A 24923-nucleotide genomic window follows, 5' to 3' on the forward strand; every position below is an offset into this window, starting at 1 on the left:
GCCCAGCGTTCCCATACAGGATGTTTTGGCCATGACAACGATGGCGCGCTTCGCTTTCATTTCCCTGGCAGCCTTATTGGCGGCCTGCTCCAGCCAACCTCAGGCGCCTGCCCCTGTGCGGGTTGTGCAGCCCCAGGTTACCTACAGCCAACCCAGCTTCTCGCCCACTGCCGATGACGTACTGATTCGCGCCATTGGTCTGGTTGGCACGCCCTACCGCTGGGGCGGCAATACGCCCGATTCAGGTTTCGACTGCAGTGGTCTGATCAAGTACGTCTACCGCGATGCCGCCGGCATCAGCCTGCCGCGCTCCACGCGCGAGATGATCGGCATGCGTGCGCCTACCGTGGATGTGAAATCCTTGCAGTCGGGTGATCTGGTGTTTTTCGCGACCAGTGGCGGCTCGCAGGTGAGCCATGCCGGCATTTATGTAGGGGACGGGCGCTTCGTGCATGCGCCTCGCACTGGCGGTACGGTGCGTTTGGACTATTTGTCCAACAGCTACTGGGCCAAGGCCTACCTGCAGGCCAAGCGGGTCATCCCTCAGGGGCACCTGGCACAGAACCCCTGAGACGGGTTACCGAGCTTTGCTGACGCGCCAGATGGCATTGCCCACATCGTCCGCGACCAGCACGGCCCCGCGACCCTCCAGGGCAACCCCCACCGGGCGGCCCATGGCTTGGCCGCCTTCATCCAGAAAACCGTCGAGCACGTCCATGGGCCGGCCCGACGGTTTGCCTGAGGCGTCGAAGGGTACGAATATCACCTTGTAGCCGCTGTGGGGCTTGCGGTTCCAGGACCCATGCTGGCCAATCAATGCGCCTGCTCCAAAACGAGCAGGTAGCACATCCGGCCCGGCGAAGGCCAATCCCAGTGAAGCAGTATGCGGTCCAACGGCATAGTCGGGTACCCGTGCTCGGGCGACCTTGGCGGGGTCCTGGGGCTGCACGCGCTCATCCACGTGCTGGCCGTAGTAGCTGTAGGGCCACCCATAGAATCCACCCGCGTGTACCGAGGTAATGTAGTCCGGTACCAGATCGCTGCCGATTTCGTCACGCTCGTTGACCGCCGTCCACAGTGCGCCACTGTTAGGCTCCCAGGCGAGCCCGTTAGGGTTGCGCAGGCCGGTGGCGAACAGGCGGTGCTTGCCGGTGCTGGGGTCGATCTCCCAGATTGCGGCGCGACCCTGCTCCTGGTCGAGTCCGTTTTCACCCACGTTGCTGTTTGAGCCCACGGTGACGTAGAGGCGCTGCCCATCAGGGCTTGCGATGACATTCTTGGTCCAGTGGTGATTCAACGGGCCGGCTGGCAGCAGGGTAACTACTTCTGCCGGGCCGGTTACCTGGCGTGCCCCGGGCTGGTAGTGAAAACGCAGCAGCTTGTCCGTATCGGCTATGTAAAAATCATTGCCCACCAGCGCCATCCCAAAGGGCGAGTTCAGCCCGTCGGCAAAGGTATGGCGGATTTCCGCAACGCCATCCTGGTCAGCGTCGCGCAACAGGGTAATGCGATCAGGGCTGGGCACGGCAGCCCCCGCGCGTGCCATGACCCGCTTCATGGCCCATCCGCGGATACCCTTGGCGTCTTCGGGCTTGGCAGGTGCGTTGGTTTCTGCCACCAGCACGTCGCCATTGGGTAGCACGTACAGCCAGCGCGGATGGTCGAGGTCACCGGCAAAGCGCGACACCTGTAACCCGGGTGCAGCCTGAGGCATGCGCCCGGCGGGCCAGCCGACGGCTGGCGCGATGTTCACGGTGGGGAGCAGGGTCTTGGCGGGGGAGGGCAACTGCGGCGCAGGACCGGTGCCGTCGGCCACTGTCAGGCGCGCCGTTTCGCCGCAGCCACCCAAGCCCAGGCTTACAAGAAGTGCAACAGGCAGTGCCACGCGGTTCATGGTCGACGTCCTCGGCAGGTTCTATTGATTCAGAGGCTGTGGAACGCGGCGGGTTCAGTCGCACAGGCGGCGGGGCTGACGCGGGTGGCTCGGCCATCCCTCCTGCGCCGCCAGGCGAGCCGCGTCGATTGACGCTCCGGGTGCAACCCTCTAACCTTCGCGCGTGTTTCAGGTGCCCCGCCAGCAACGTCTGGCCAGGGTGAAACTGGGAAGTCGGTGAGTGCCCACAGGGTGCGATTCCGGCGCTGCCCCCGCAACGGTAAGTGAGTGACGGCCGCGCAGGGCCACTGGGTGACCATACCCGGGAAGGCGCGCAGGTCAGGGCCAGCGGCCCGCTCACGAGCCCGGAGACCGGCCTGATACTGCCAACGGCATCACGGAGGGTGATGCGCGGTGACCACTGGCCTTGGCCAATGCCCCTGCGCGCGCTCCGTTTGCCTGCCCATTCCCTGACACGGCGCTCGATCGTGGTGTCAGCCAGCGGAGAACCTCCCATGAGCGACGCCACCGAGCGCGACGAACGCCATCTGGCACGGATGCAGCGCAAGAAAGCGGTCATCGACGAACGCATTGCCAATTCCCCCAACGAATGCGGCCTGCTGCTGGTGCTCACCGGCAATGGCAAAGGCAAGAGCAGCTCGGCCTTCGGCATGCTGGCCCGGGCCCTGGGCCACGGCATGCAGTGCGGGGTGGTGCAGTTCATCAAGGGCCGCAACAGTACCGGCGAAGAGCTGTTCTTCAGGCGCTTTCCCGAACAGGTGCGCTATCACGTGATGGGCGAGGGTTTCACCTGGGAAACTCAGGACCGCCAGCGTGACATTGCGGCGGCAGAAGCGGCATGGGCCGTCTCCAGGCAACTGCTGCAGGATCCTGCGGTGCAGTTCGTGGTGCTAGACGAGCTCAACATTGCGCTCAAGCACGGCTACCTTGATCTGGACCAGGTGCTATCGGACATCCAGGCTCGCCCCCCCATGCAGCACGTCATCGTCACCGGTCGCGCGGCCAAGCCGGAAATGGTCGAGCTGGCCGACACCGTGACCGAAATGGGCATGCTCAAGCACGCCTTCCAGGCCGGTATCCGTGCCCAGAAGGGCGTCGAGCTGTGAGCCAGGCCCGCCATTGCCCCGCCGTCCTGATTGCCGCGCCGGCTTCTGGCCAAGGCAAGACCACGGTCACTGCCGCGCTGGCGCGCCTGCACCGCAATCTGGGCCGCAAGGTGCGGGTGTTCAAATGCGGGCCTGACTTTCTCGACCCCATGATTCTCGAACGCGCCAGCGGTGCCCCCGTCTGCCAGTTGGACCTGTGGATGATCGGTGCCGAGGAAAGCCGCCGGCTGCTCTGGGAGGCGGCAGGTGAAGCCGACCTGATCCTCATCGAAGGGGTGATGGGGCTGTTCGACGGCACCCCTTCGAGCGCCGACCTGGCACGTCACTTCGGCGTACCGGTGCTGGCGGTTATCGACGGTACGGCCATGGCCCAGACCTTTGGCGCGCTGGCCCTGGGCCTGGCGCGTTATCAGCCGGATCTGCCGTTCGCCGGGGTGCTGGCCAACCGGGTGGGCAGCCTGCGTCATGCGCAACTGCTCGAAGGCAGCCTCACCGAGGGCCTGCGTTGGTATGGCGGCTTGTCCCGCGAGCGCGGCATCGAACTGCCCAGCCGTCACCTGGGGTTGGTGCAGGCCAGCGAGTTGAACGACCTGGACGCACGCCTGGACGCTGCCGCCCAGGCATTGGGCGCCAGTTGCGATGCCGCCTTGCCACCGGCGGTCACCTTCGAACCGGCCGATCCGTTACCCGCCCAGGCCACCTTGGCGGGCGTACGTATCGGTGTGGCCCGCGACGAAGCCTTTGCCTTCCTCTATGGCGCTAACCTGGACCTGTTGCGCCGTCTAGGCGCACAGGTGCAGTTCTTCTCCCCCCTGCATGACGTCGAATTGCCCCCAGTGGACAGCCTGTACCTGCCCGGCGGTTACCCCGAGCTGCACCATCATGCCTTGGCGCGCAACACCTCGATGTGCCAGGCCATCCGCGCCCATCATGCCCAGGGCAAGCCGTTGCTCGCCGAATGCGGCGGCATGCTGTATCTGCTCGACGCGCTGACCGACGTGGCCGGGGACAGGGTCGAGTTGCTTGGGTTGCTGCCGGGGGAGGCGACCATGCAAAAGCGCCTGGCGGCCCTGGCTCTGCAGGCGGTCGAACTGCCCGAGGGCATACTGCGCGGCCATACCTACCACCACTCCTTGACCAGCACCGCGCTCGAGCCGCTGGCACGTGGGTTGAGCCCCAACGGTGGGCGCGGCAACGAAGCGGTCTATCGCTTGGGCCGCCTGACCGCGTCCTACGTGCACTTCTACTTCCCCTCCAACCCGGAGGCAGCCGCAGCGCTGCTCTGCCCATGAACGAGCATGCGTTCAGCGACCAGGAGCGTGCCGCGGTCTATCGCGCCATCGGCGAGCGGCGCGACATGCGCCATTTCGCTCAAGGGGAGGTGGCGCCGCAGGTCATGACACGGTTACTCAGCGCAGCCCACCAGGCACCGAGCGTGGGCTTGATGCAGCCATGGCGGTTCATCCGCATCACCGAGCGGGCCCTGCGTGGGCGCATTCAGGCCCTGGTGGAGGCCGAGCGGGCGTTGACTGCACAAGCGCTGGGCGAGCGCTCGGACGAATTCATGAAGCTCAAGGTAGAGGGCATCAACGATTGCGCCGAACTGTGGGTCGCCGCCTTGATGGACAACCGTGAGCCTCACATTTTCGGGCGCCGCACCCTGCCTGAAATGGACCTGGCCTCGCTCGCCTGCGCGATCCAGAACCTGTGGCTGGCCGCCCGTGCCGAAGGGCTGGGCATGGGCTGGGTATCGCTGTTCGATCCCCAGGCGCTGGCAGCGTTGCTTGGCATGCCCAGCGGCGCCAAACCCGTGGCCGTGCTGTGCCTGGGGCCGGTGGCGGCATTCTATCCTGCGCCCATGCTGGTCATGCAGAGCTGGGCCGAAGAACGACCGTTGCACGAGATGCTGTTTGAAAACCGGTGGGGAGAAGGCGCATGAGCGTGGCGTTGCTGAGCGTGGCCGGTGTGGCCCTGGATGCGTTGCTCGGTGAGCCGCGGCGGCGCCACCCGCTGGTTGCTTTCGGCAACATGGCCAGCAGCCTGGAGCGGCGCTTCAATGCCGGCGGGCGCGGTTGGCGCAGTCATGGCGTGAGCGCCTGGTTCCTGGCCGTGGTGCCGCTGACCTTGCTGGCCCTCATGCTCTCCTGGCTGCCGGTGATCGGCTGGCTGGTCGATGTGCTGGCGCTGTACTGCGCCCTGGGGCTGCGTAGCCTGGGCGAACATGTGCTGCCGGTGGCCACGGCCTTGCGCCAGGGCGATCTGGAAGAAGCACGGCGGCGAGTGGGGTATCTGGTCAGCCGTGAAACCCGTGAGCTGGACGAGACGGCGGTGGCGCGGGCGGCCACCGAGTCGGTGCTGGAAAACGGCAGCGATGCCGTGTTCGCCGCCTTGTTCTGGTTTGCCGTGGCCGGGGCGCCAGGGGTGGTGCTTTATCGACTGAGCAACACCCTCGATGCCATGTGGGGCTATCGAAACGAACGCTTCGAGCGCTTCGGCTGGTGCGCGGCGCGTATCGATGACGTACTTAACTATGTGCCGGCGCGCCTGGTCGCACTCACCTACGCAGTGCTGGGCAAAACCCGCCTGGCGCTGGCCTGCTGGCGCCGCCAGGGGCCGCTATGGGACAGCCCCAATGCTGGCCCGGTCATGGCGGCCGGGGCAGGGGCACTGGGTGTCGAGTTGGGCGGGCCGGCGGTGTACCACGGCCAACTGCACGACCGCCCGCGCCTGGGCGACGGCCCTGCGGCCAGCCCCGATGCCATCGAGGGCGGCTGGACACTGGTGCAGCGTGGGGTATGGCTGTGGCTGTTGGTGTTGTGTCTGGGAGCTTACTTGAATGCTTGAACATGGAGGCCGGCTGCTGCGTGCGGTTCGGCAATATGGCATCGCCCGCGAGCAGTGGCTGGACCTGTCCAGTGGCATTGCGCCCTGGTCCTTCCCGATACCGCCGATCCCTATCGAAGCCTGGGCACGCCTGCCGGAAACAGACGATGGCCTTGAGCAGGCGGCGTGCAGCTACTACGGCGCCACGCGACTGCTGCCCGTGGCGGGCTCACAGGCTGCCATCCAGGCCCTGCCCCTGTTACGCAGCCCGAGCCGAGTCGGAGTGCTGACACCCTGTTATGCCGAGCACCCCTATGCCTGGCAGCGGACTGGGCACACGTTGCTTGAGCTGGATGAGCACCAGGTCGACGACGCGATCGACAACCTCGACGTGCTGGTCTTGGTCAATCCGAACAACCCCACCGGCCGCGTCGTGCCTGCGCCCACACTGCTGGGGTGGCATCAGCGCCTGGCAGCACGCGGCGGCTGGCTGGTGGTCGATGAAGCCTTCATGGACAACAGCCCCGCAAACACTGTGATCAAACGTGCCGAATGCCCGGGCTTGATAGTGCTGCGCTCGTTCGGCAAGTTCTTCGGCCTGGCCGGTGTGCGCCTGGGCTTCGTGGCCGCAGAGCACAGCGTGCTGCAGCGCCTGGCCGAATTGCTCGGCCCGTGGACCATCAACGGCCCCAGCCGGGTGCTGGCCCAGGCCAGCCTGACCGACCTGGCCACGCAGCAGCTGCAGCGCCAGCGCTGTGCAGGCGCCAGCGAACGCCTGGCGGCTTTGCTGTCCCATGCAGGGCTGGCGCCCGCCGGCGGCTGTGACCTGTTCCAGTACGTGCGGTGCGAGCATGCCGCCCGGTTGCACGATCACCTCGCACGACACGGGGTGCTGGTGCGCCTGTTCGAGCAGCCGGCGGCCCTGCGTTTCGGGTTACCGCCCAGCCAGGCGGACGAACGACGATTGGCCCAAGCCCTCAGTGCCTACCGCAAGGACCTTACATGACGACCCTGATGGTGCAAGGCACCACCTCCGACGCCGGCAAGAGCACCCTGGTGACTGCCCTGTGCCGCTGGCTGCTGCGCCAGGGCATCGGCGTGGTGCCGTTCAAGCCGCAGAACATGGCCCTCAACAGCGCCGTGACCGCCGACGGCGGCGAGATCGGCCGGGCCCAGGCGGTGCAGGCCCAAGCCTGTCGCCTGGCGCCGCACACCGACATGAACCCGGTGCTGCTCAAACCCAACAGCGACACCGGCGCCCAGGTGATCATCCATGGCCGTGCGGTGACCAGCATGAACGCGGTTGCCTACCATGATTACAAGGCCATCGCCATGCAGGCCGTGCTGGCCTCGCACCAGCGCCTGAGCCAGGGCTGGCCGGTGGTCATGGTGGAGGGCGCAGGGTCGCCGGCCGAGATCAACCTGCGGGCTGGCGACATTGCCAACATGGGGTTTGCCGAGGCTGTGGACTGCCCGGTGATTCTGGTCGCCGACATCAACCGCGGGGGTGTGTTCGCCCACCTGGTCGGTACCCTCGAACTGCTGTCGCCCAGCGAGCAGGCGCGCGTCAAAGGGTTCGTCATCAACCGCTTCAGGGGCGACATCGCCCTGTTGCAACCCGGGCTCGACTGGCTGGAGCAGCGCACCGGCAAACCCGTGCTCGGCGTGCTGCCGTACGTCACCGACCTGCACCTTGAAGCCGAGGACGGCATCGACCGGCGCCAGGGCGAAAAGCAGCAGCGTGTGCTCAAGGTGATCGTGCCTGTGCTGCCACGTATCAGCAACCACACCGACTTCGACCCGCTGCGCCTGCACCCGCAGGTCGACCTGCAGTTCATCGGCCCCGGTCAACCGGTGCCGCCAGCGGACCTGATCATCCTGCCAGGCTCCAAGAGTGTCCGTGGCGACCTGGCGCAACTGCGTGCGCGCGGCTGGGACAAGGCCATCGAACGCCATCTGCGTTATGGCGGCAAGGTGATCGGTATCTGCGGCGGCCTGCAGATGCTTGGGCGCGAGGTGCACGATCCGCTGGGCCTGGAAGGCGCTGCAGGCTCCAGCCCCGGGCTCGGCCTGCTGGACTACGCCACGGTGCTGGAAGCCGACAAGCAGTTGCGCAACGTCGCCGGGACCTTGCACCTGGATGCATCGCCTGTGACCGGTTACGAGATCCATGCCGGTGTCACCACTGGCCCTGCGCTGGCGCAACCAGCTATACGCCTGGCCGACGGTCGCTGCGAGGGTGCCATCAGCACGGACGGCCAGGTGTTGGCCACTTACCTGCACGGGTTGTTCGAGGGCAGCGCCTCCTGCGCGGCCCTGCTGCGCTGGGCTGGGCTTGAAGACGTGCAACTGATCGACTACGAGGCGTTGCGCGAGCGCGACATCGAACGCCTGGCTGACCTGGTGGACAAGCACCTGGACACCCAGCGCCTGCGCCAATTGTGTGGAGTACCTTGACGTGCGTACGTTCGTGATCGGCGGAGCCCGGTCTGGCAAGAGCCGCCTGGCCGAGCAGCGGGCAGCCGCCTGCGGCCTGCCCGTGACCTATATCGCCACCAGTCAACCGCTGGATGGCGAACTCGATGAGCGGGTGCAGCTGCACCGCCAGCGCCGGCCAGTGGAGTGGGGGTTGATCGAAGAACCCTTGGCCCTGGCCGCCGTACTGAAGGCCGAAGCGGCCGTTGACCGCTGCCTGCTGGTGGACTGCCTGACGCTATGGCTGACCAACCTGCTCATGCTGGACGACCCGCGCCGGCTGGCCGAGGAGCGTGATGCCTTGTTGGGCTGCCTTGAGCACCTGCCCGGCCACATCATCCTGGTCAGTAACGAGACCGGCCTGGGCGTGGTGCCCATGGGCGAGCTGACGCGACGTTACGTCGATTTGGCCGGTGTCGTGCATCAGGCGGTGGCCGAACGCTGCCAGCAGGTGATCCTCACGGTCGCCGGCCTCCCACTCACGCTCAAAGGACCTGCATCATGAACCCTGTCTGGTGGCAGATGCCCTGCCAGCCCCTTGACGAGGCGGCCATGGCCGCAGCACGCGAGCGGCAGCAACAATTGACCAAGCCTGCCGGTTCGCTCGGCCAGCTCGAAGCGCTCGCCATTCAGTTGGCAGGCCTGCAGGGCTGCGAACGGCCGTCGCTGGAGCACGTCGCCATCAGCCTGTTCGCGGGCGACCACGGCGTGGTCGAGGAGGGCGTTTCGGCGTACCCTCAGGCCGTGACAGGCCAGATGTTGCGCAATTTCGTCGGTGGGGGTGCAGCCATCAGCGTACTGGCGCGCCAACTGCACGCCACCCTGGAGGTGGTCGACCTCGGCACTGTCGACCCGACGCTCGCATTGCCGGGCGTTCGCCACATGCACCTTGGCCCCGGTACGGCTAATTTTGCCCAACAGCCCGCCCTGAGCGAGGCACAACTGCAAGCCGCCCTGCAGGCAGGTCGTGACAGCGCGCTGCGGGCGGCGGCCCACGGTGCACAGCTGTTCATCGGCGGCGAAATGGGCATCGGTAACACCACCGCAGCGGCGGCGCTGGCCAGCGTACTGCTCGCCTGTCCGCCAGCCACATTGAGCGGGCCAGGCACCGGGTTGGACAGCGCCGGCGTGCAGCACAAGGCGTACGTCATCGAGCGAGCCCTGGCCTTGCACCGCCTGGCGGCCGATGAGCCGCTGCGTGCGCTGGGCTGTGTGGGGGGCTTCGAGCTGGCGGCGCTGGTCGGCGCTTATCTCGCATGCGCCCAGGCGGGTGTGGCGGTGCTGGTGGACGGGTTCATCTGCACCGTGGCGGCCTTGGTGGCCGTGCGCCTCAACCCGCAGTGCCGCGCTTGGCTGTTGTTCGCCCACCAAGGTGCGGAGCCTGGTCACCAGGCGGTGCTGAGCGCCTTGCAGGCCGAGCCTCTGTTGGCCCTGGGGCTGCGCCTGGGTGAGGGCAGCGGTGCCGCGCTGGCCGTGCCCTTGCTGCGGCTGGCCTGCGCGCTACACGCGCAGATGGCGACCTTTGCCGAGGCTGCCGTGGAGGACCGCCCGGCATGAGGCTCGACCTGCTGCGCCACGGGGAAACCGAGCAAGGTGGCCTGCGTGGCAGCCTCGATGACGCCCTGACCGAAAAGGGCTGGGCCCAAATGCGCGCTGCCGTGGCCGACGCAGGGCCTTGGCAGGCATTGGTCAGTTCGCCGTTGCAGCGCTGTGGCCGATTCGCCGATGAATTGGGCGCCAGGCTGGGCCTGCCCGTGCAGCGCGAGCCTGCATTGCAAGAGCTGCATTTCGGCGATTGGGAAGGGCGTACGGCGTTGCAGATCATGGAACACGACGCACAGGCGCTTGGGCAGTTCTGGGCTGACCCCTATGGCTATACGCCGCCCAATGGCGAGCCGGTCCAGGCGTTTGCGCAGCGCGTCCTGACAGCCATCGAGGGGTTGTACCGCCAGCATGCCGGCAAGCGCGTACTGCTGGTCACCCATGGGGGTGTCATGCGCCTGCTGCTGGCCCGCGCCCGGGGCCTGCCCAGGGCGCAGCTGTTGCAGGTGGAAGTCGGCCATGGCGCACGGGTGCGCTTGCAAGTCGGCGAGGATGGCCAGCTGGTTGAGGAGGGTTAGCATGCAGCCATTCTGGATTGCCCTGCAGTTTCTAAGCAGCCTGCCTGTCACCTTGCCTGGCATGCCAACGCCACGCCAAGTGGGCCGCTCGTTGTTGTACTACCCCTTGGTCGGGCTGCTGTTCGGTCTGGTGCTGTGGCTGGCCAGCCACTGGCTCGAAGGCGTTCCGGCGGCGCTGCATGCTGCCTTGCTATTGACCCTCTGGGTGCTGCTCAGTGGCGCGCTGCACTTGGACGGCCTGGCAGACAGCGCAGATGCCTGGCTAGGCGGGTTTGGTGATCGTGAACGCACGCTGCAGATCATGAAGGACCCGCGCAGCGGGCCGGCAGCGGTGGTGACGCTGGTTTTGGTGCTGCTGCTCAAGTTCTGCGCCTTGTGGGCACTGATCGAGCAGGGGGCTGGCCTGCAACTGATGCTTGCACCGGTCATTGGTCGAGCAGCGATGCTGGGGTTGTTCCTGTGTACTCCCTATGTGCGCCCTGGCGGGTTAGGCCAGGCACTGGCCGATCACATGCCCCGCCGCGCAGCGGGATGGGTACTGTTGACCTGTGCTGGCCTGGGCCTGGCTTTGACCGGCTGGGCAATGGTGCTGACGGCGGTCGTGTTCGTGGCATTGCGCAGGGTGATGTGCAATCGTCTGGGCGGCACCACGGGCGACACCGCAGGTGCACTGCTGGAACTGCTTGAGCTCACCGTCCTGCTGGGCCTTGTCGTGATCCGCTGAGCAAATCGCGGCAGCGCGGTCTTCCGGCCAGCCTCAGCAAGGGGACGGCCAGCGCGTGGCGCAGTACCTGCAGGCCCCGCTGAACAGGGCCGAAGCCACGAACGTGCCCCGTTCGCGCCTGGTGGTGGGCGAGTCCGGCTGCCGGCAGTACCTGGAGGACGTACTGGGCGTGCTCGATCAGCACCGCGTGCACTGGGCGTTCTACAGTTTCCGCGAAGACAGCTGGGACGGGATGGATTACGAATTGGGTACCGCCAAAGTGCCCTGGCGTTACTGGCAGGCGATCGACCAGGGGTTGCCCGACCCGCTGCCACGGCAGGCGACGCCGGCGTTCGAACCGATACGCAAACGACTGGCCATAGACCAATGGCGACGTCTGCTGATGTCCTGCTTGCTGTCAGTCGGCTCCAGCGTTCATGCTGTAACCAAATGCTTCCTTGATAACTCGACGTACAGGGCGGTCACCGTCCCTGGAATATCAGGTTTTATCAGCGGCAGCACCTGACGACCTTGCGATGGGCTGGAGACAATAACAATGACGTCTGTATGGCGAACCAGTGGATGGGTGTTGGCTGGGGCGGCGCTGATCCTCGCGCTGTCACTGGGCGTCAGGCACGGCTTTGGCCTGTTCCTGGCGCCGATGAGCGCCGATTTCGGCTGGGGTCGAGGGGTCTTTGCCTTCGCCATCGCCTTGCAGAACCTGATCTGGGGCCTGGCCCAGCCGTTCGCCGGGGCGTTGGCCGATCGTCTTGGCGCCTCGCGGGTGGTCATGGTGGGCGGCGTGCTGTATGCGGTGGGCCTGGCGATGATGGGGATGGCCGATTCTGCCTGGTCGTTGTCACTGAGCGCGGGTCTGTTGATCGGCATCGGCCTGTCGGGTACGTCCTTTTCGGTCATCCTGGGCGTCGTCGGCCGGGCCGTGCCGCCTGAAAAGCGCAGCATGGCCATGGGCATTGCCAGTGCCGCCGGTTCGTTCGGTCAGTTCGCCATGCTGCCCGGCACCCTCGGCCTGATCCAATGGCTGGGCTGGTCGGCCGCCTTGCTGGTACTGGGCCTGCTGGTCGCCTTCATCGTGCCGTTGGTAGGCCTGTTGCGCGACCGGCCTTTGCCCGCGTACGGCAACGAGCAGACCCTGGGCGAGGCGCTGCGTGAGGCCTGTGGGCATGCCGGCTTCTGGTTGCTGGCGCTAGGTTTTTTCGTGTGTGGCTTCCAGGTGGTGTTCATCGGGGTGCACCTGCCGGCGTACCTGGTAGACCAGCATCTGCCAGCCACCACGGGCACGACCGTGCTGGCCCTGGTGGGCCTGTTCAATATCGTGGGCACGTTCACGGCCGGTTGGCTGGGCGGGCGCCTGTCCAAGCCACGGTTGCTGACCGGGCTCTACCTGCTGCGTGCAGTCGTCATCGTGCTGTTTCTCTGGGCGCCGGTGAGTGCCTTCAGCGCGTACCTGTTCGGTATTGCGATGGGCCTGTTGTGGCTGTCCACCGTACCGCTCACCAACGGTACCGTCGCGACGGTCTTTGGCGTGCGCAACTTGTCGATGCTTGGCGGTATCGTCTTCCTGTTCCACCAGCTTGGGGCGTTTCTGGGCGGTTGGCTGGGAGGCGTGGTGTATGACCGTACTGGCAGTTATGACCTGGTCTGGCAGATCGCGATCCTGCTGAGTGTCTTGGCTGCGGCGCTCAACTGGCCGGTTCGTGAACGGCCTGTGGCACGCTTGCAGGCAACAGCGGCATGAGCCCTGGACTGATCCGTATCGCCCTCGCGGTGGCGGCGCTTTTGGTGCTGACGCTGGTCTGGTGGGGGTGGCACGAGGGCGGCATGGCGCTCATGCAATTGGGCATGGGCGCCTGTTAGGCACTACGCTGCCAGTTCAAGGTTGATCGAGCAGGAGCGAGATGTCATGAGCGTGAAGTGGATGGTGGTGCCGGTATTGGCGTTGATGGCCAGCGCGTCCAGCTGGGCGACCGAATGCCCGGCCGTGTTGCAGGGTTCGTTGCCGGAGTTGCGGGGCAAGGGTGAGGTCGCTTTGTGCGAGCGGTTTGCCGGCAAGCCCTTGGTGGTGATCAACACGGCCAGTTATTGTGGGTTTGCGCCGCAGTTCGAGGGGCTTGAGGCGGTGTACAAGCAGTACCATGGCCGTGGGTTGGAGATGCTGGGTGTGCCTTCGAACGACTTCAAGCAGGAGGATGCGGACAGCGAGAAGACGGCGAAGGTGTGTTATGCGAATTATGGTGTGACGTTCACCATGACCAAGGAGCAGGCGGTACGGGGCAAGGATGCGATTCCGATGTTCGCTGAATTGGCCAGGCAGAGCAGTGCGCCCAAGTGGAACTTCTACAAGTATGTAATTGATCGCCAGGGCAAGGTGATTGGTAGTTTTTCGAGTTTGACGAAACCGGATGACGTCGAGTTTAGAACAGCGATTGAGAAGGCTATCGCCTCGCAGCCCTGATCTTTTTGGTTTGATCAAGTAGCGATCCCTGTTAGAGCATGGGGGCTTCCAGTGATGGAACTGTATAGGTGATCTGTGGCAAGTATATATAAGGTGCTTAAGTGTACTTGGCCAATTACCCACAGTAGCTTGTAGGGGCGGCCTTCCTGGGGTACCGGGCCGACCGCTCCTACAGGGGTGATGTGTAATCCAGAAAGTTGGGCAACTGCTCAACTATCAAGTTCAGAGAAATGCGCTGTTTTGGCTCTTGCTCTTGCTAATGCTTTTGCTCTTGCTTCTAAGCGCGCGGTAGCCCAGGCAACACAGCTCGCGACTTCAGGAGGCCGAGCGCAGGGCTTGCGGAGGGAGGTGACAGGCATGGATGCCTGTCAAGCGCTGGGCCCCAGGATGGGGCCTGCAGCGCGGTCCTCCCGGGAGCAAGCCCGGAGCGAGGGAACCCCGGAGCGCAGCGTAGGGGCCGGATGATAGGAGCAGGCGGTTTTTGCTTACTTTTTGACAAGACAAAAAGTGAGCCGCCGTAAGGGCGGAAGGGTGACTGTGCGCCACCCGCGCCAATGAATACCAACTCGATATATGCGCCCACGCTTTGAAGTTTGAAGTTTGAAGTTTGAAGTTTGAAGTTTGAAGTTTGAAGTTCGATGGGTTGGTGTGGGTATTGATAGAGCGCATAGTCCATTTGCGATGGCGACGCTTAATCACCTTTTCGCCCTTACGGCGAGTTACTTTTTGTCAAACGCCACAAAAAGTAACCAAAAAAGGCTGCGCTCCGTTCATACGGCCCCTACGCTGCGCTTCGGGGTTCCCTCACTCCGGTCTTGCTCCCGGGAGGACCGCGCTGTAGGCCCCATCCTGGGGCCCAGCGCTTGACAGGCATCCATGCCTGTCACCTCCCTCCGCAAGACCTGCGTTCGGCCTTCTGAAGTCGCGGAGATCAAAAGCAAGAGCAAGAGCAAGAGCAAGATCAAGATCAAGATCAAGATCAAGATCAAGATCAAGATCAAGATCAACAGCCAAAACGATAGCAGTGACCGTTATTTACAGGTAGGGGGTTAGTGAAGAGGGTACCCTGCATAGCGATTGCTGATGATTAATCTACCTATCCACGATAGCAGCTGCACGGCCATTCAAGCCGTATGCACGGTCATCGCAACCAGCCTTCCCACAATCGGCCTAACAATCAACACGCACACAAAGGCTACCGGCATCGCCAATCGATAAGCTTTCAGTACGTTGCTCATATAATCCTGATCGATTCCGGCATTAGCTGCCGTGATCACGAAACACATCAGCAATGCCATGATGGCCGACATGTAAAAGGCAAACACATACGGCGTGGCATTCACATGCAACCTGCGACGACGGCTTTGAGTGACATCAGTCATGCGACCTCCTGGAGTCCGATTGAGGCCTTACCCTATCAACCCACTGCGCTTCACCAGTAGACCGCTCCGCCTAACTCCTTTATAAAGCAAAACTTACGAATCCCAAGGGCACAGCATGGACCTGCTCAACGCCATCCGCAGCTTCATCAAGGTCGTCGAAGCCGGAAGTATTGCAGCAGGTGCCCGCAGCCTGGGCATTACCCCAGCAGCTGTGAGCCAGAACCTGGCCCGGCTTGAAGGGCATTTGCAGGTCCGTTTGCTGACCCGCACAACGCGGCGTATGACGCTGACTCCCGCCGGCACCCAGTACTACAAGCATGTCAGGCTGATAGAGCGTGACTTGGCGCGCGCTGAACAAGCGGTGATGACCCCCGAAAGCGAACCTCAAGGTCGCCTGTGCATCGCGTCGACCTCTGCGTTCGGTCGTCACGTCCTGGCGCCCCTGATACCCGCGTTCAGCGTGCTGTACCCGCGCATTTCGATAGAACTGGTCATGAGCGACAGAAAGGTTGACCACGCACGTGAAGGTATCGATGTCAGCCTGCGCATCACGCCCCAGTTGGACGAGCACCTGATAGCCAAGCACATCGCCCGCATTCCTTTCGTCTGCTGTGCCGCACCAGGGTACCTGGCCAGTGCCGGCGTACCACAGACGCCGGAGGCGCTGCGCAATCACCGCTGTCTGGTGTTTCGCTACCCGGTCGATGGCCGTCTGTTGCGTTGGGGATTCATGCGTGATGGGCAGCGCCTGGAGCCCGAATTTGGCGACGTGCTCATCTGCGACGACATCGATGCGCTGACGCAGATGGCGGTGCATGACGGCGGCATCACGCGCCTGGCAGCATTCATTGCCCGGCCGCACCTGGCTTGCGGTGCCCTGGTGCCGCTGTTCGAACATGGCCCTGACGGGCAGGCGTACGCGCAGACAGCACCCATGGACGTTTATCTCTGCGTGGCCGACCGCTTCGCACTCACGAGCAAGGTACACGCCTTCATGCACTACCTGCGCGACCACCTGGGCGAAGAGTGGCAAGTGCCAACATGAAAAAACCGCCACAAGGGCGGTTTTTCAAGGTAACGGTAACGATCAGAAGCGGTAAGTGAGCGATGCCCCTACACCGTGCGCGCTGTTCTCGTACTTGGCACGGTAGGCGCCCTTGGTGGCGCTGACCTGATTGACCTTGGTGTCTTCTTCCCACAGGTAGGAATACGCCACGTCGATGGTCATGTCCTCGCTCGGGCTCCAGCCGGCGCCCAGGCTGAAGATCTTGCGATCGCCCGTGGGGATGCGCGGCGAACGGTCCTGGTTGTTGGTCGGCGATTGGTCGACCGTGAAGCCGGTACGCAGCACCCACTCCTTGTTGACCTTGTACGACGCACCCACGGCGTGGGCCCAGGTGTCATGCCAGTTCTGTTCTTCCGAAATGGTCTGGAAGGCAGAGCCGATCAATGGGCGCGGGACATCGTTCTGTACAGTGATGTCCTTCAGGCGGCTCCAGCGCGTCCAGGTGCTGCCAGCGTACAGCGTCCATTGGTCGTCGAGTTCATGCGTGACCGACAGGTCAACCGACTCCGGCGTCTTGATCTTGAGCGAGGCATCGAACTTGCTGCCGTTGAATGGCCCGATCAGTGGGGTGTTGACCTTGGTCTTGCCCTCGAGCTTGTAGTCGACCATGGAGTGATAGGTCAGGCCGATGCGCGTGCGGTCGGTGGCTTGCACCATCAGGCCGATGTTGTAGCCGACTGCCGTGTCGTCACCCTTGATCTTGACTTCACCGTCGTTGCGCCCAGGGGTGGCCGGGTTGATCAGGTTGGAACCCAGTTCGCCCTTGATCCGGTTGAAGGTCGGGCCGAAGCCGATCGATACCTTGTCATTGAAGGCATAGCTGACGGTAGGCTGGAACGTCACCACTTCCACGTGACTTTTCTTGCCCCAATAGCGCGCCGCGTCGTCACTGCCGTAATCGGTCACCAGGCCGAAGGGCACGTAGACACCGAAGCCGACGGTCCAGTGGTCGTCGATGGGCTTGACGTAGTAACCCATGGGTACGCCGACGACCGGTACCATGTCACCGTCAGTTTCCCCCCCAAGGTTGCTGCCAGGCCCCGAGATATCGGTTTTGGCGATGACCGCTGCGCCACCGACGGTGACCTGCTGGCGCTTGAGGCGGGACATGCCGGCCGGGTTGCCGTATACGGTGCTGGCATCCTCGGCAGAAGAGGAACGTCCCGCGAAACCTGTCCCCATGCTGCTGACGCTTTGTTCGTTCAACGCGAAGCCGCTGGCGAACAGTTGGCTCGATGCGAGCGCAACAGCAACGCCAAGGGAGGTTTTGAGCATTACTTTTTTCATTATTAGAACTCCTTGGGATCTCCGAGGCGAAAAGCTACCAACAAATCACGCGTCGCGCTATAGGCGCAATCGCAGGAGATAGAGCGGTTTTGTAGGACAATCCGACTAAAATTCCTTTTCTCAGTTGAGTCTGTAAGAACCGTCTCAAGAAGCTACTGGCAGTTTCTGATCAATGCAGGCTTGCCAGGCTTCGGTGAAGTCTCGCAAGCGACCCTGAGGGTTGAAAATCTGCCGCCAGATACGCGCCTGGCCCATCCGGTCGTCCACGGCAGGCAAGGTCACCACCTGGGCCTCCACAAGCAGCCAGGCAATGGCAGTGGCGTAGCGCAGGTTGACGGTGAGTTCCAGGTCGGGTCCGCCCAGGAAGGCATGTTAGCTGGCCAGGCCGCGTACACGGCTGGCCAAGTCTGGATCGCGTGCCAAGTAGTCGTCCCAGAGCGCCCGATGACGCTGATCATCTATGCGAAAGAGGCCATGCCCGCGTCTGCCGTGCAGCGCCGAACCCAAAGCCGACTGGCAGGCAGCGATGCCGAGCAACAACACTTCGGCGCTGGCGCAGTGACGGTCAAGGTAGATCAGTGTGGGCCTGATGACATGCTGACATAGTTCTTTGGCCGCAATACCCATGGTGCCCCCGAGCAGTAAGGGACCGGCGGGCGCAGGCGCTTGGCAGCTGTGTGAACGGTCAGGCCCGCCGGAAGCGGCGTGCACCGCTCGAGTTGAAGTGTAGTGTGATAAGGGTGACGTAAAAGGCTGTTTTTAAATCGATTGCTGCCTGACAAGCCGAGCGATATACCCGAAGGCAATTACGCTGGATTTGTGCAGGCAAGCTGGGAGGGGGTGTATCTGATGGGTGAATGCCGCAGCATTCACCGCTCACGCGGTGAGTGACTGGCGGGTACGGGCGATGACGGCCTGCAGCGGTTCGCTGCGGCTGTACTGCTCGTGGTACAGGCGTTCGGTATGGCAGGCGATACCGTGTTCGTCCACCAGCGTAAAGCTGAAGCTGCCCTTGCGGGGTGCGACGAGCAAGCATTTCAACGGCGAGAACGCCTGGGAAAGGGTACCGATTGCAGCCTGGATTTGATGTTGAGTTTGCATATTATTGGAGGTTCCTGCATTAAACACGGGGAGTAGATCCGTGCATCATAGAAACGTTCCAGTGACGTCTTTATTAAGGGACGAGAGAACCTGCTGGAACAAAGCAGCCAGAGGGAGCGCAATCAATGGTGGGCGCTTGGGCTGACTGGTAGGTACTTCAGAGGGCAGGCAGCACGCGGAGCCAAGGTTCTAGGCCTTCGCGCGGGATCCTGATCAATTGGGCTCGTGATGGATGTCGCGGCAGCGTATCGGCTGCGGGCGAATCATCGAAAGGGCCGGTCCTGGTTTCAGCAGCGCGCTATTGGGAGAGCGAGTCTGCAAGGACACTGTGGGCCAGAATTGACTTTCAGCTTGGTACTAACGAGGCGCATCCTACCTGAGCCTTTCGGTGAAGGCAAGCCCTGATTGTGCGTGGGTAGCCGAGCAGTATGGCGCTTAATGCCGGCGGTGGGAAGGGGCCGAGCGTGCTCGAAGGGTGTCCTGGCCGCCTTGCTCACACACGAACGGATGCGCGGTTGATGTTTGTTCACACCGAAAGGAGGACGTGTATCAAACCTGTCCCACCTTTCGCTCCAGTCGCCAATGACTTGACTAGCCAGTTAAGTCAATGAAAAAAAACACTATTTTTCGTTGGTGAAAAAATCGTCAGTTTGACAGCAGCCCCCGTAATTCGGGGCTTGGCGGGGGGGAATAGGGTGTTGTCCACCGACTTATCCACAGGAACTGTGGATTGTCGCCGCCGCTTGCTCTAGTGCGGGGTTGGCGCCAAGCTGCCTGGGATCTCGCCAAGAATCAGACCAGTTCGAATGACCATCCATCGTCTTGCAAACGTCAAGAAACAATCACATGAAATTTTTATAAAAAAAATCCTCAGGGTTAGGCCCGCACGTCGAAAACCGGTAGAGTGGCGCGCTTTTCGATTTGCCTGACCTGCCGCTCATGAAGTCTCGCAGTAAACAACTTGCCAGCCCCATGCCCTCGTCTGCAGAGCGTTCCGGACGGTTCACCCTAAAGGTTGCCCTGTGGCTACTCGACAATTCGCGTCTGGGTGACAAGCCTCAGGTCAAGCACTTGGCTGGGCGGTTGCTCAAGCGCCCAGCCCGCGAGGGTGTGGTGGTGGCTCAAAGCCGCCTGGGACAGATGCTTTGCCGCGATTGTGGCAGCGCCCGTGATCGGCGTATCGGCCATGACCTGCTACGCCAGGCCGCACGCGCTGGCGATTGTCGTGCCCAGGTGGAGTATGCACGGGCGTGCCGGGCGTCTGCGCCCGAACAGGCCCGCAGCTGGCTGGAGTTGGCGGCCGGGAAGGGGTCCCATGAGGCCCGTCGATTGCTGCGTCAGTGGTTTGGGCACTGACGACCCCTGCAGGTGACGGCGGCACGGGCAACCTGCCGGTCAGGCTGTTAAGCTTCAGCGAATTTGCCAACAGTGACCGGGGTAGGCATGACAGTGGATCTGGCCAGCATTCTGCTGGGCTTGGTGGCGGGCGCGGTGCCGTGCCTGGTGTGGGTCATGCAGCTTCAGCGTCGGCATGCAGCACGTGATGGCGAGCGTGCTTTGCTTGACGAGCGTCTGAACGCAGCGCAGTTGGCCCAGGCCGGTTTGCAGGCGCAACTCGAAGCCAGCCGTGATGAAGTCAGTGATCTCAGCGAAGCCAATACCCTCAAGCAGACGCAACTGGCAGCCCAGGGCCGAGAGCTGGAGCTGCTGCAGATCGAGCGAGACAACGCCCGTGATGCCGCTCACGCCTGGAACCTGGAACGCGCGACTCGCGAGGCCGAGCAGCGCCGTCTGGAGTCCCAGGCCGCACGCCTCGAAGCCGAGCTGCGAGAACAGCAGGAAAGCCACCAGCAGCGTCTCGAAGACCTGCAGGAGGCCCGCGATACGCTGCGCGCCCAGTTTGCCGACATGGCCACCAAGATCTTCGATGAGCGTGAGCAGCGCTTTGCTCAAACCAGCCAGCAGCACCTTGGCCAACTGCTCGACCCATTGAAGGAGCGTATCCAGGCGTTCGAAAAGCGTGTCGAGGAAAGTTACCAGCAAGAGGCCCGCGAGCGTTTTTCGCTGGGCAAGGAACTCGAGCGCCTGCAGCAACTCAACCTGCGTCTGTCCGATGAAGCGACCAACCTCACCCAGGCGCTCAAGGGGCAGAAAACCCAAGGTAATTGGGGCGAGCTGATCCTGGAGCGCGTGCTCGAACACGCAGGGCTGGAGAAGGGTAGGGAGTACCAGACGCAGGTGAGCCTCAAGAGCGCTGACGGTGAGCGCTTCCAGCCAGATGTGCTGATCATGTTGCCGGGCAACAAGCAGGTGGTGGTCGATGCCAAGGTCAGCCTGACGGCGTATCAGCAGTTCGTGTCAGGCAACGACGAGGCGGCGCTCAAGCAGCACGTCCAGTCGCTGCGCAGTCACGTCAAGGGCCTGTCGAGCAAGGACTACAGCCGCCTCGAAGGCCTGCACAGCCTGGATTTCGTACTGTTGTTCGTGCCCATCGAGGCCGCGTTCTCGGCGGCGCTGCAGGCCGAGCCCAACCTGTTCCAGGAAGCCTTCGACCGGCAAATCGTCATCGTCAGCCCCACCACCTTGCTGGCCACCTTGCGGGTGATAGACAGCTTGTGGAAGCAGGAACGCCAAGGCCAGAACGCCCGGGAAATCGCCGAACGTGCCGGGTGGCTGTACGACAAGTTCGTGTTGTTCATCCAGGACCTGGATGAGCTGGGCAGCCGCCTGCAACAGGTGGACAAGGCCTATGCGGCAGCACGTAACAAACTGTGCGAAGGGCGCGGCAATCTCGTCAGTCGCAGCGAGCAGCTCAAGCTGCTCGGCGCCCGGGCCAGCAAAAGCCTGTCGCCCGACTTGCTCGAGCGCGCCTTCGCCGATGAAGTGCCCGACCAGGCAGTTACTGCACCAGGCTCAGATGACGGTTGAGCAGGGCCCGCAATGCAGCCGGCTTGACCGGCTTGGGCAAATAGTCCAGGCCTGCGGCATGCACCAGGGCGATGGTTTCCTTGCTGCCGTCGGCGCTGATGACCACCCCGGGCACCGGTTCGCCCAATCGGGTGCGTAGCCAGCCCATCAGGCGCGTGCCGGTGTCGCCTTCATCCAGGTGATAGTCCACCAAGGCCAGGTGTGGGCGCATGCCCTCGGCCAGCAGGGCCTCGCACTCGCTGCGGCTGCGTGCGGTCCACACCTGACAGCCCCAGCGGCTGAGCAGGCTGTTCATGCCAATCAGGATGCTGTCTTCGTTGTCCACGCACAACACCTGCAGCCCGGCCAGCGGCTCGCTGCGCTGCTCCACCGCCGAAGTGACAGGGGCTGGTTGTAGAGAGATCGGCACGCTCACACGGAACACGGTGCCCTTGCCTGGCCAGGAACGTACCTCCAGTGTGTGGCCCAGGACTCGGCACAGTCCGTCCGCGATCGCCAGGCCCAGGCCCAGGCCTTTTTCGGCGCGGGTCTGATGGCTGTCCAGGCGTTTGAACTCCTGGAAGATCACGTGCAGCTTGTCGTCGGCGATGCCAGGGCCCCTGTCCCAGACTTCCAGCCACAGGCGCTCGCCCTGGCGGCGGGCACCCAGCAGGATCGGGCTCTTGCCATAGCGCAGGGCGTTGGTCAGGAAGTTTTGCAGCACGCGGCGCAGCAGCTTCATGTCACTGTTGACCCGCAGGCGGCTGCCGCGCAGGCGGAACGCCAGGCCTTTCTCTGCCGCCAGCACCTTGAATTCCGCCCCAAGGGTGTCGAACAGCTCGTTCAAGGCAAATGGCTTGGCGTCAGGGGTGATCTTGCCGTTTTCCAGGCGCGAGATGTCCAGCAGGTCGCTGATCAGTTCTTCGGCCGAACGCAGTGAAGTGTCCATGTGCTGAACCAGTTGCCGGGCTTCCTCGGTCATGCCTTCGGCTTGCTGCGACAAGGCCGCTGAAAACAACCTGGCGGCGTTCAGAGGCTGCATCAGGTCGTGGCTGACCGCAGCCAAAAAGCGAGTCTTGGACTGGCTGACCGCTTCGGCATGGCTCTTGGCTTCGGTCAGCGCCTGGTTCAGTTGCGACAGCTCGTAGGTGCGCTCTGCCACGCGTTGCTCAAGGCTTTCGTTGGCATGGCGCAGCGCTTGCTCGGCTTCGCGGAACGGCGTGATGTCGGTAAAGCTCATCACGAAACCGCCACCGGGCATCGGGTTGCCGATCAACTCGATCACGCGCCCATTGGGGAACAGCCGCTCGGACGAGTGGGCCCGGCCCTGGCGCATCCAGTGCAGACGCCGGGCTACGTGCACCTGGGCCTCCCCTGGGCCGCACAGGCCGCGCTCGGCGTTGTAGCGAATGATGTCGGCAATGGGCCGTCCCACGCTGATCAGCCCGTCCGGGTAATTGAACAGCTCAAGGTAACGCCGGTTCCAGGCCACCAGATGCAGGTTCTGGTCGACCACGCTGATGCCCTGGTTGATGTTTTCGATGGCGCCCTGCAGCAGTGCCCGGTTGAACTGCAGCACTTCGCTCGCTTCATCGGCGATGCGCACCACGTCTTCGAGCTGCATGTCGCGGCCTTCGATCGCTGCCTTGACCACTGCACGGGTAGACGAACTGCCCAGGACACCGGCCAACAACCGCTCGGTGTGCTCGATCCAGTCACCGTCGGCGTTCTGGTTGGGGTTGAAGCCCTTGCCCTGGCGGTAGGCGAAACGGATGAAGCTCTGGCGCGCGCGCTCCTCACCCACGAAACGCGATGCCAAGGTCAGCAGGTCGTCTATCTGCACCGCCAGCAAGGGCTTGCTGCTGGGGCGGGCGCTGGTCTGCTGGCCAATGAAGCGGCCCGCTTGCCAGTGCTCGGACACGCGGGTACGCGACAGCAGCGAGACCCAGGCAAACAGGGTGAAGTTGCCGGCAAGCGACAGCACCACGCCTTGGGTCAGCGGGCTGATCGGCAGATTCAGGGGGTTGCCGTGCAACCACGCCAACCCTGGGAACACCTGCAACGACCAGCCCAGGCTGTGGGCGGCGATGGGCAGCACCAGGGTGTAGAACCACAGGAAGATGCCCGCCGCCAGACCTGCGAATACACCCCGGCGGTTGGCCTGTTTCCAGTACAGCGCCCCGAGCATGGCGGGCGTCAGTTGGGTCACGGCAGCAAACGCGATCTGGCCGATGGTCGCCAGGCTGGCCGTAGAACCCAGCAGGCGGTAGCTGACGTACGCCAGCAGCAGGATGACCACGATGGTGACCCGCCGGACCGAAAGCATCCAGTGCCGGAACACCTCGAACGGTCGCTCGGCGTTGTTGCGACGCAGCAACCAGGGCAGCAGCATGTCGTTGGACACCATGGTCGACAACGCGACCGCTTCTACGATGACCATGCCGGTAGCCGCTGACGCGCCACCGATGAATGCCAGCAGCGCCAGGCTGGGGTGGGCCTCGGCCAGGGGAAGGCTGATCACGAACGAGTCCGACATCACCGTCCCTGGCAGCAACATCTGCCCCGCCAGGGCGATGGGCACCACGAACAGTGCAGCCAGGGCCAGGTACATCGGGAACACCCAGCGTGCCAGGCGCATGTCCTGTGGCTCGATGTTTTCCACCACGGTCACGTGGAACTGCCGAGGCAGGCAGATGATGGCCATCATGGCGACCGCCGTCTGGACCACCATCGACGGCCAGTTGATGGTCTCTGTCCAGTAATCGTGCAGCTCGATGGACTGGCGCGCCTGGGTGAACAGGTCATCGAACCCATCGTACAGGTTGAAGACGACGAAGATCCCCACGGCCAGAAACGCCAACAGCTTGATCAACGACTCGAACGCGATCGCCAGCACCATGCCCCGGTGGTGCTCGGTGACGTCCAGGCTGCGCGTGCCGAATACGATGGCGAACAGCGCCAGCACCAGCGACACCACCAGCGCAGTGTCCTGTACGCGCGTGCCGGTGGCGTCTGCACTGGCGCCGATCAACAGATTGACGCCCAGCACGATGCCTTTGAGCTGCAGGGCAATGTAGGGCAGCACGCCCACCAGGCAGATCAGAGCCACGACCACGGCCAGCGTCTGGGATTTGCCGTAACGGGCAGCGATGAAGTCGGCGATGGACGTGATGTTCTGCTGTTTGCTGATCAGCACCATCTTCTGCACCACCCAGGGTGCGAAGACCAGAAGCAATACCGGCCCCAGGTAGATCGGCAGGAATGCCCACAGCTGCTCGGCCGCTTGTCCGACCGCGCCGAAGAACGTCCAGCTGGTGCAATACACCGCCAGCGACAGGCTGTACACCCAGGCACGCAATTTGGGCGGCAAAGGGGTGCTGCGCCGGTCGCCATAGAAGGCGATGGCGAACATGACGGCCATATAGGCCAGGGCGACCGCGGCGATCAGCCCGCTGGACAACGACATGGTGACTCCGAAGCTAAATGGATAACGAGGCCCGGTCAGCCAGTCTGGCACGACAGGTGGCGCGCCGTCAGCGCAGACGATGGTCGCAGTGGCAGGTGGTCGCAGCGTGACGCACCC

General features: G+C 63.6%; 23 protein-coding genes, 2 pseudogenes and 1 riboswitch. Of the genes and pseudogenes, 19 read left to right on the forward strand and 6 right to left on the reverse strand.

Going from position 1 to position 24923, the window contains the following annotated elements; genetic code table 11:
• The first annotated feature begins 31 nt into the window (after positions 1-31).
• A complete protein-coding gene (locus FH041_RS00670) occupies positions 32-571 on the forward strand; it encodes a C40 family peptidase (RefSeq protein ID WP_027913923.1) in 540 nt (179 codons plus the stop codon).
• 6 nt (positions 572-577) lie between these two features.
• On the opposite strand, the gene FH041_RS00675 is transcribed toward FH041_RS00670, so the two are convergent.
• Positions 578-1894, reverse strand: coding sequence for a sorbosone dehydrogenase family protein (locus tag FH041_RS00675; protein WP_088523265.1), 1317 nt, complete (start codon positions 1892-1894; stop codon positions 578-580).
• 153 nt (positions 1895-2047) lie between these two features.
• Positions 2048-2269, forward strand: a riboswitch (cobalamin riboswitch).
• Positions 2270-2388: 119 nt separating this feature from the next.
• Here FH041_RS00675 and cobO point away from each other — a divergent pair.
• From cobO to FH041_RS22620, 15 genes and pseudogenes are all read left to right on the forward strand, one after another.
• Positions 2389-3000: a cob(I)yrinic acid a,c-diamide adenosyltransferase gene (gene cobO, locus FH041_RS00680; RefSeq protein WP_027913925.1), complete on the forward strand. Its 612-nt coding sequence runs from the start codon at positions 2389-2391 to the stop codon at positions 2998-3000.
• Positions 2997-4292, forward strand: a complete 1296-nt coding sequence (locus FH041_RS00685; RefSeq protein WP_059183703.1) for a cobyrinate a,c-diamide synthase — start codon at positions 2997-2999, stop codon at positions 4290-4292. Before cobO ends, FH041_RS00685 begins: the two co-directional genes overlap by 4 nt.
• Positions 4289-4939: a 5,6-dimethylbenzimidazole synthase gene (gene bluB / locus FH041_RS00690; protein WP_027913927.1), complete on the forward strand. Its 651-nt coding sequence runs from the start codon at positions 4289-4291 to the stop codon at positions 4937-4939. Before FH041_RS00685 ends, bluB begins: the two co-directional genes overlap by 4 nt.
• Entirely contained in the window at positions 4936-5844 is a 909-nt protein-coding gene (gene cbiB / locus FH041_RS00695) for an adenosylcobinamide-phosphate synthase CbiB (RefSeq protein WP_027913928.1), read from the forward strand. Before bluB ends, cbiB begins: the two co-directional genes overlap by 4 nt.
• Positions 5837-6829 (forward strand): threonine-phosphate decarboxylase CobD, encoded by a 993-nt coding sequence (gene cobD, locus FH041_RS00700; RefSeq protein ID WP_027913929.1) that lies wholly within the window; start codon positions 5837-5839, stop codon positions 6827-6829. The genes cbiB and cobD overlap by 8 nt, the downstream gene beginning before the upstream one ends.
• A complete protein-coding gene (locus FH041_RS00705) occupies positions 6826-8280 on the forward strand; it encodes a cobyric acid synthase (protein ID WP_027913930.1) in 1455 nt (484 codons plus the stop codon). The genes cobD and FH041_RS00705 overlap by 4 nt, the downstream gene beginning before the upstream one ends.
• A gap of 1 nt (position 8281) precedes the next feature.
• Positions 8282-8803 carry a bifunctional adenosylcobinamide kinase/adenosylcobinamide-phosphate guanylyltransferase gene (gene cobU / locus FH041_RS00710; protein ID WP_027913931.1) on the forward strand — a complete coding sequence of 174 codons (522 nt, stop codon included), beginning with the start codon at positions 8282-8284 and terminating at the stop codon, positions 8801-8803.
• On the forward strand, positions 8800-9855 hold the full coding sequence (gene cobT / locus FH041_RS00715) for a nicotinate-nucleotide--dimethylbenzimidazole phosphoribosyltransferase (RefSeq protein ID WP_027913932.1): 1056 nt from the start codon (positions 8800-8802) through the stop codon (positions 9853-9855). Before cobU ends, cobT begins: the two co-directional genes overlap by 4 nt.
• A complete protein-coding gene (cobC, locus tag FH041_RS00720; protein ID WP_027913933.1) occupies positions 9852-10418 on the forward strand; it encodes an alpha-ribazole phosphatase family protein in 567 nt (188 codons plus the stop codon). Before cobT ends, cobC begins: the two co-directional genes overlap by 4 nt.
• 1 nt (position 10419) lies before the next feature.
• Positions 10420-11142 (forward strand): adenosylcobinamide-GDP ribazoletransferase, encoded by a 723-nt coding sequence (locus tag FH041_RS00725; protein WP_027913934.1) that lies wholly within the window; start codon positions 10420-10422, stop codon positions 11140-11142.
• A gap of 22 nt (positions 11143-11164) precedes the next feature.
• A pseudogene (locus FH041_RS00730) lies at positions 11165-11506 on the forward strand (glycosyl hydrolase); the annotation flags it as partial.
• Between the two features lie 171 nt (positions 11507-11677).
• Entirely contained in the window at positions 11678-12880 is a 1203-nt protein-coding gene (locus FH041_RS00735) for an MFS transporter (protein ID WP_028686859.1), read from the forward strand.
• Positions 12877-12999, forward strand: coding sequence for a hypothetical protein (locus FH041_RS22870; RefSeq protein ID WP_255212321.1), 123 nt, complete (start codon positions 12877-12879; stop codon positions 12997-12999). Before FH041_RS00735 ends, FH041_RS22870 begins: the two co-directional genes overlap by 4 nt.
• 46 nt (positions 13000-13045) lie before the next feature.
• The gene (locus FH041_RS00740; protein ID WP_027913937.1) at positions 13046-13597 is read left to right on the forward strand and encodes a glutathione peroxidase; all 552 of its coding nucleotides are present in this window, start codon (positions 13046-13048) and stop codon (positions 13595-13597) included.
• Between the two features lie 876 nt (positions 13598-14473).
• Positions 14474-14650 (forward strand): hypothetical protein, encoded by a 177-nt coding sequence (locus FH041_RS22620; RefSeq protein WP_168199519.1) that lies wholly within the window; start codon positions 14474-14476, stop codon positions 14648-14650.
• 71 nt (positions 14651-14721) lie between these two features.
• Here FH041_RS22620 and FH041_RS00745 read toward each other — a convergent pair whose 3' ends face one another.
• Complete coding sequence (locus FH041_RS00745) at positions 14722-14979, reverse strand: DUF2798 domain-containing protein (RefSeq protein WP_027915763.1); 258 nt, start codon at positions 14977-14979, stop codon at positions 14722-14724.
• A gap of 115 nt (positions 14980-15094) precedes the next feature.
• On the opposite strand from FH041_RS00745, the gene FH041_RS00750 reads away from it, so the two are divergent.
• Positions 15095-16024, forward strand: a complete 930-nt coding sequence (locus FH041_RS00750; protein WP_028686857.1) for a LysR family transcriptional regulator — start codon at positions 15095-15097, stop codon at positions 16022-16024.
• 42 nt (positions 16025-16066) lie between these two features.
• Here the strand turns inward: FH041_RS00750 and FH041_RS00755 are convergent, their stop codons facing one another.
• The 3 genes and pseudogenes from FH041_RS00755 to FH041_RS00765 form a co-directional block, all read right to left on the reverse strand.
• On the reverse strand, positions 16067-17332 hold the full coding sequence (locus FH041_RS00755; RefSeq protein ID WP_023533893.1) for an OmpP1/FadL family transporter: 1266 nt from the start codon (positions 17330-17332) through the stop codon (positions 16067-16069).
• A 144-nt stretch (positions 17333-17476) separates the two neighbouring features.
• Positions 17477-17959 (reverse strand): annotated as a pseudogene (locus FH041_RS00760) (hypothetical protein).
• Positions 17960-18208: 249 nt separating this feature from the next.
• The gene (locus FH041_RS00765; RefSeq protein WP_027915766.1) at positions 18209-18433 is read right to left on the reverse strand and encodes a hypothetical protein; all 225 of its coding nucleotides are present in this window, start codon (positions 18431-18433) and stop codon (positions 18209-18211) included.
• 939 nt (positions 18434-19372) lie between these two features.
• On the opposite strand from FH041_RS00765, the gene FH041_RS00770 reads away from it, so the two are divergent.
• Both FH041_RS00770 and rmuC read left to right on the forward strand, forming a co-directional pair.
• Positions 19373-19789 (forward strand): sel1 repeat family protein, encoded by a 417-nt coding sequence (locus FH041_RS00770; protein ID WP_027915767.1) that lies wholly within the window; start codon positions 19373-19375, stop codon positions 19787-19789.
• Between the two features lie 201 nt (positions 19790-19990).
• Positions 19991-21361, forward strand: coding sequence for a DNA recombination protein RmuC (gene rmuC / locus FH041_RS00775; protein ID WP_166741502.1), 1371 nt, complete (start codon positions 19991-19993; stop codon positions 21359-21361).
• Here the strand turns inward: rmuC and FH041_RS00780 are convergent.
• Complete coding sequence (locus tag FH041_RS00780) at positions 21333-24806, reverse strand: hybrid sensor histidine kinase/response regulator (protein WP_027915769.1); 3474 nt, start codon at positions 24804-24806, stop codon at positions 21333-21335. The two genes, rmuC and FH041_RS00780, sit on opposite strands and share 29 nt — an antisense overlap.
• Positions 24807-24923: the final 117 nt, after the last annotated feature.

Origin of the sequence: Pseudomonas sp. SWI7 (genome assembly GCF_006351945.1) — a bacterium.
In the GTDB taxonomy this organism is placed as follows: Bacteria; Pseudomonadota; Gammaproteobacteria; order Pseudomonadales; family Pseudomonadaceae; genus Aquipseudomonas; species Aquipseudomonas fulva.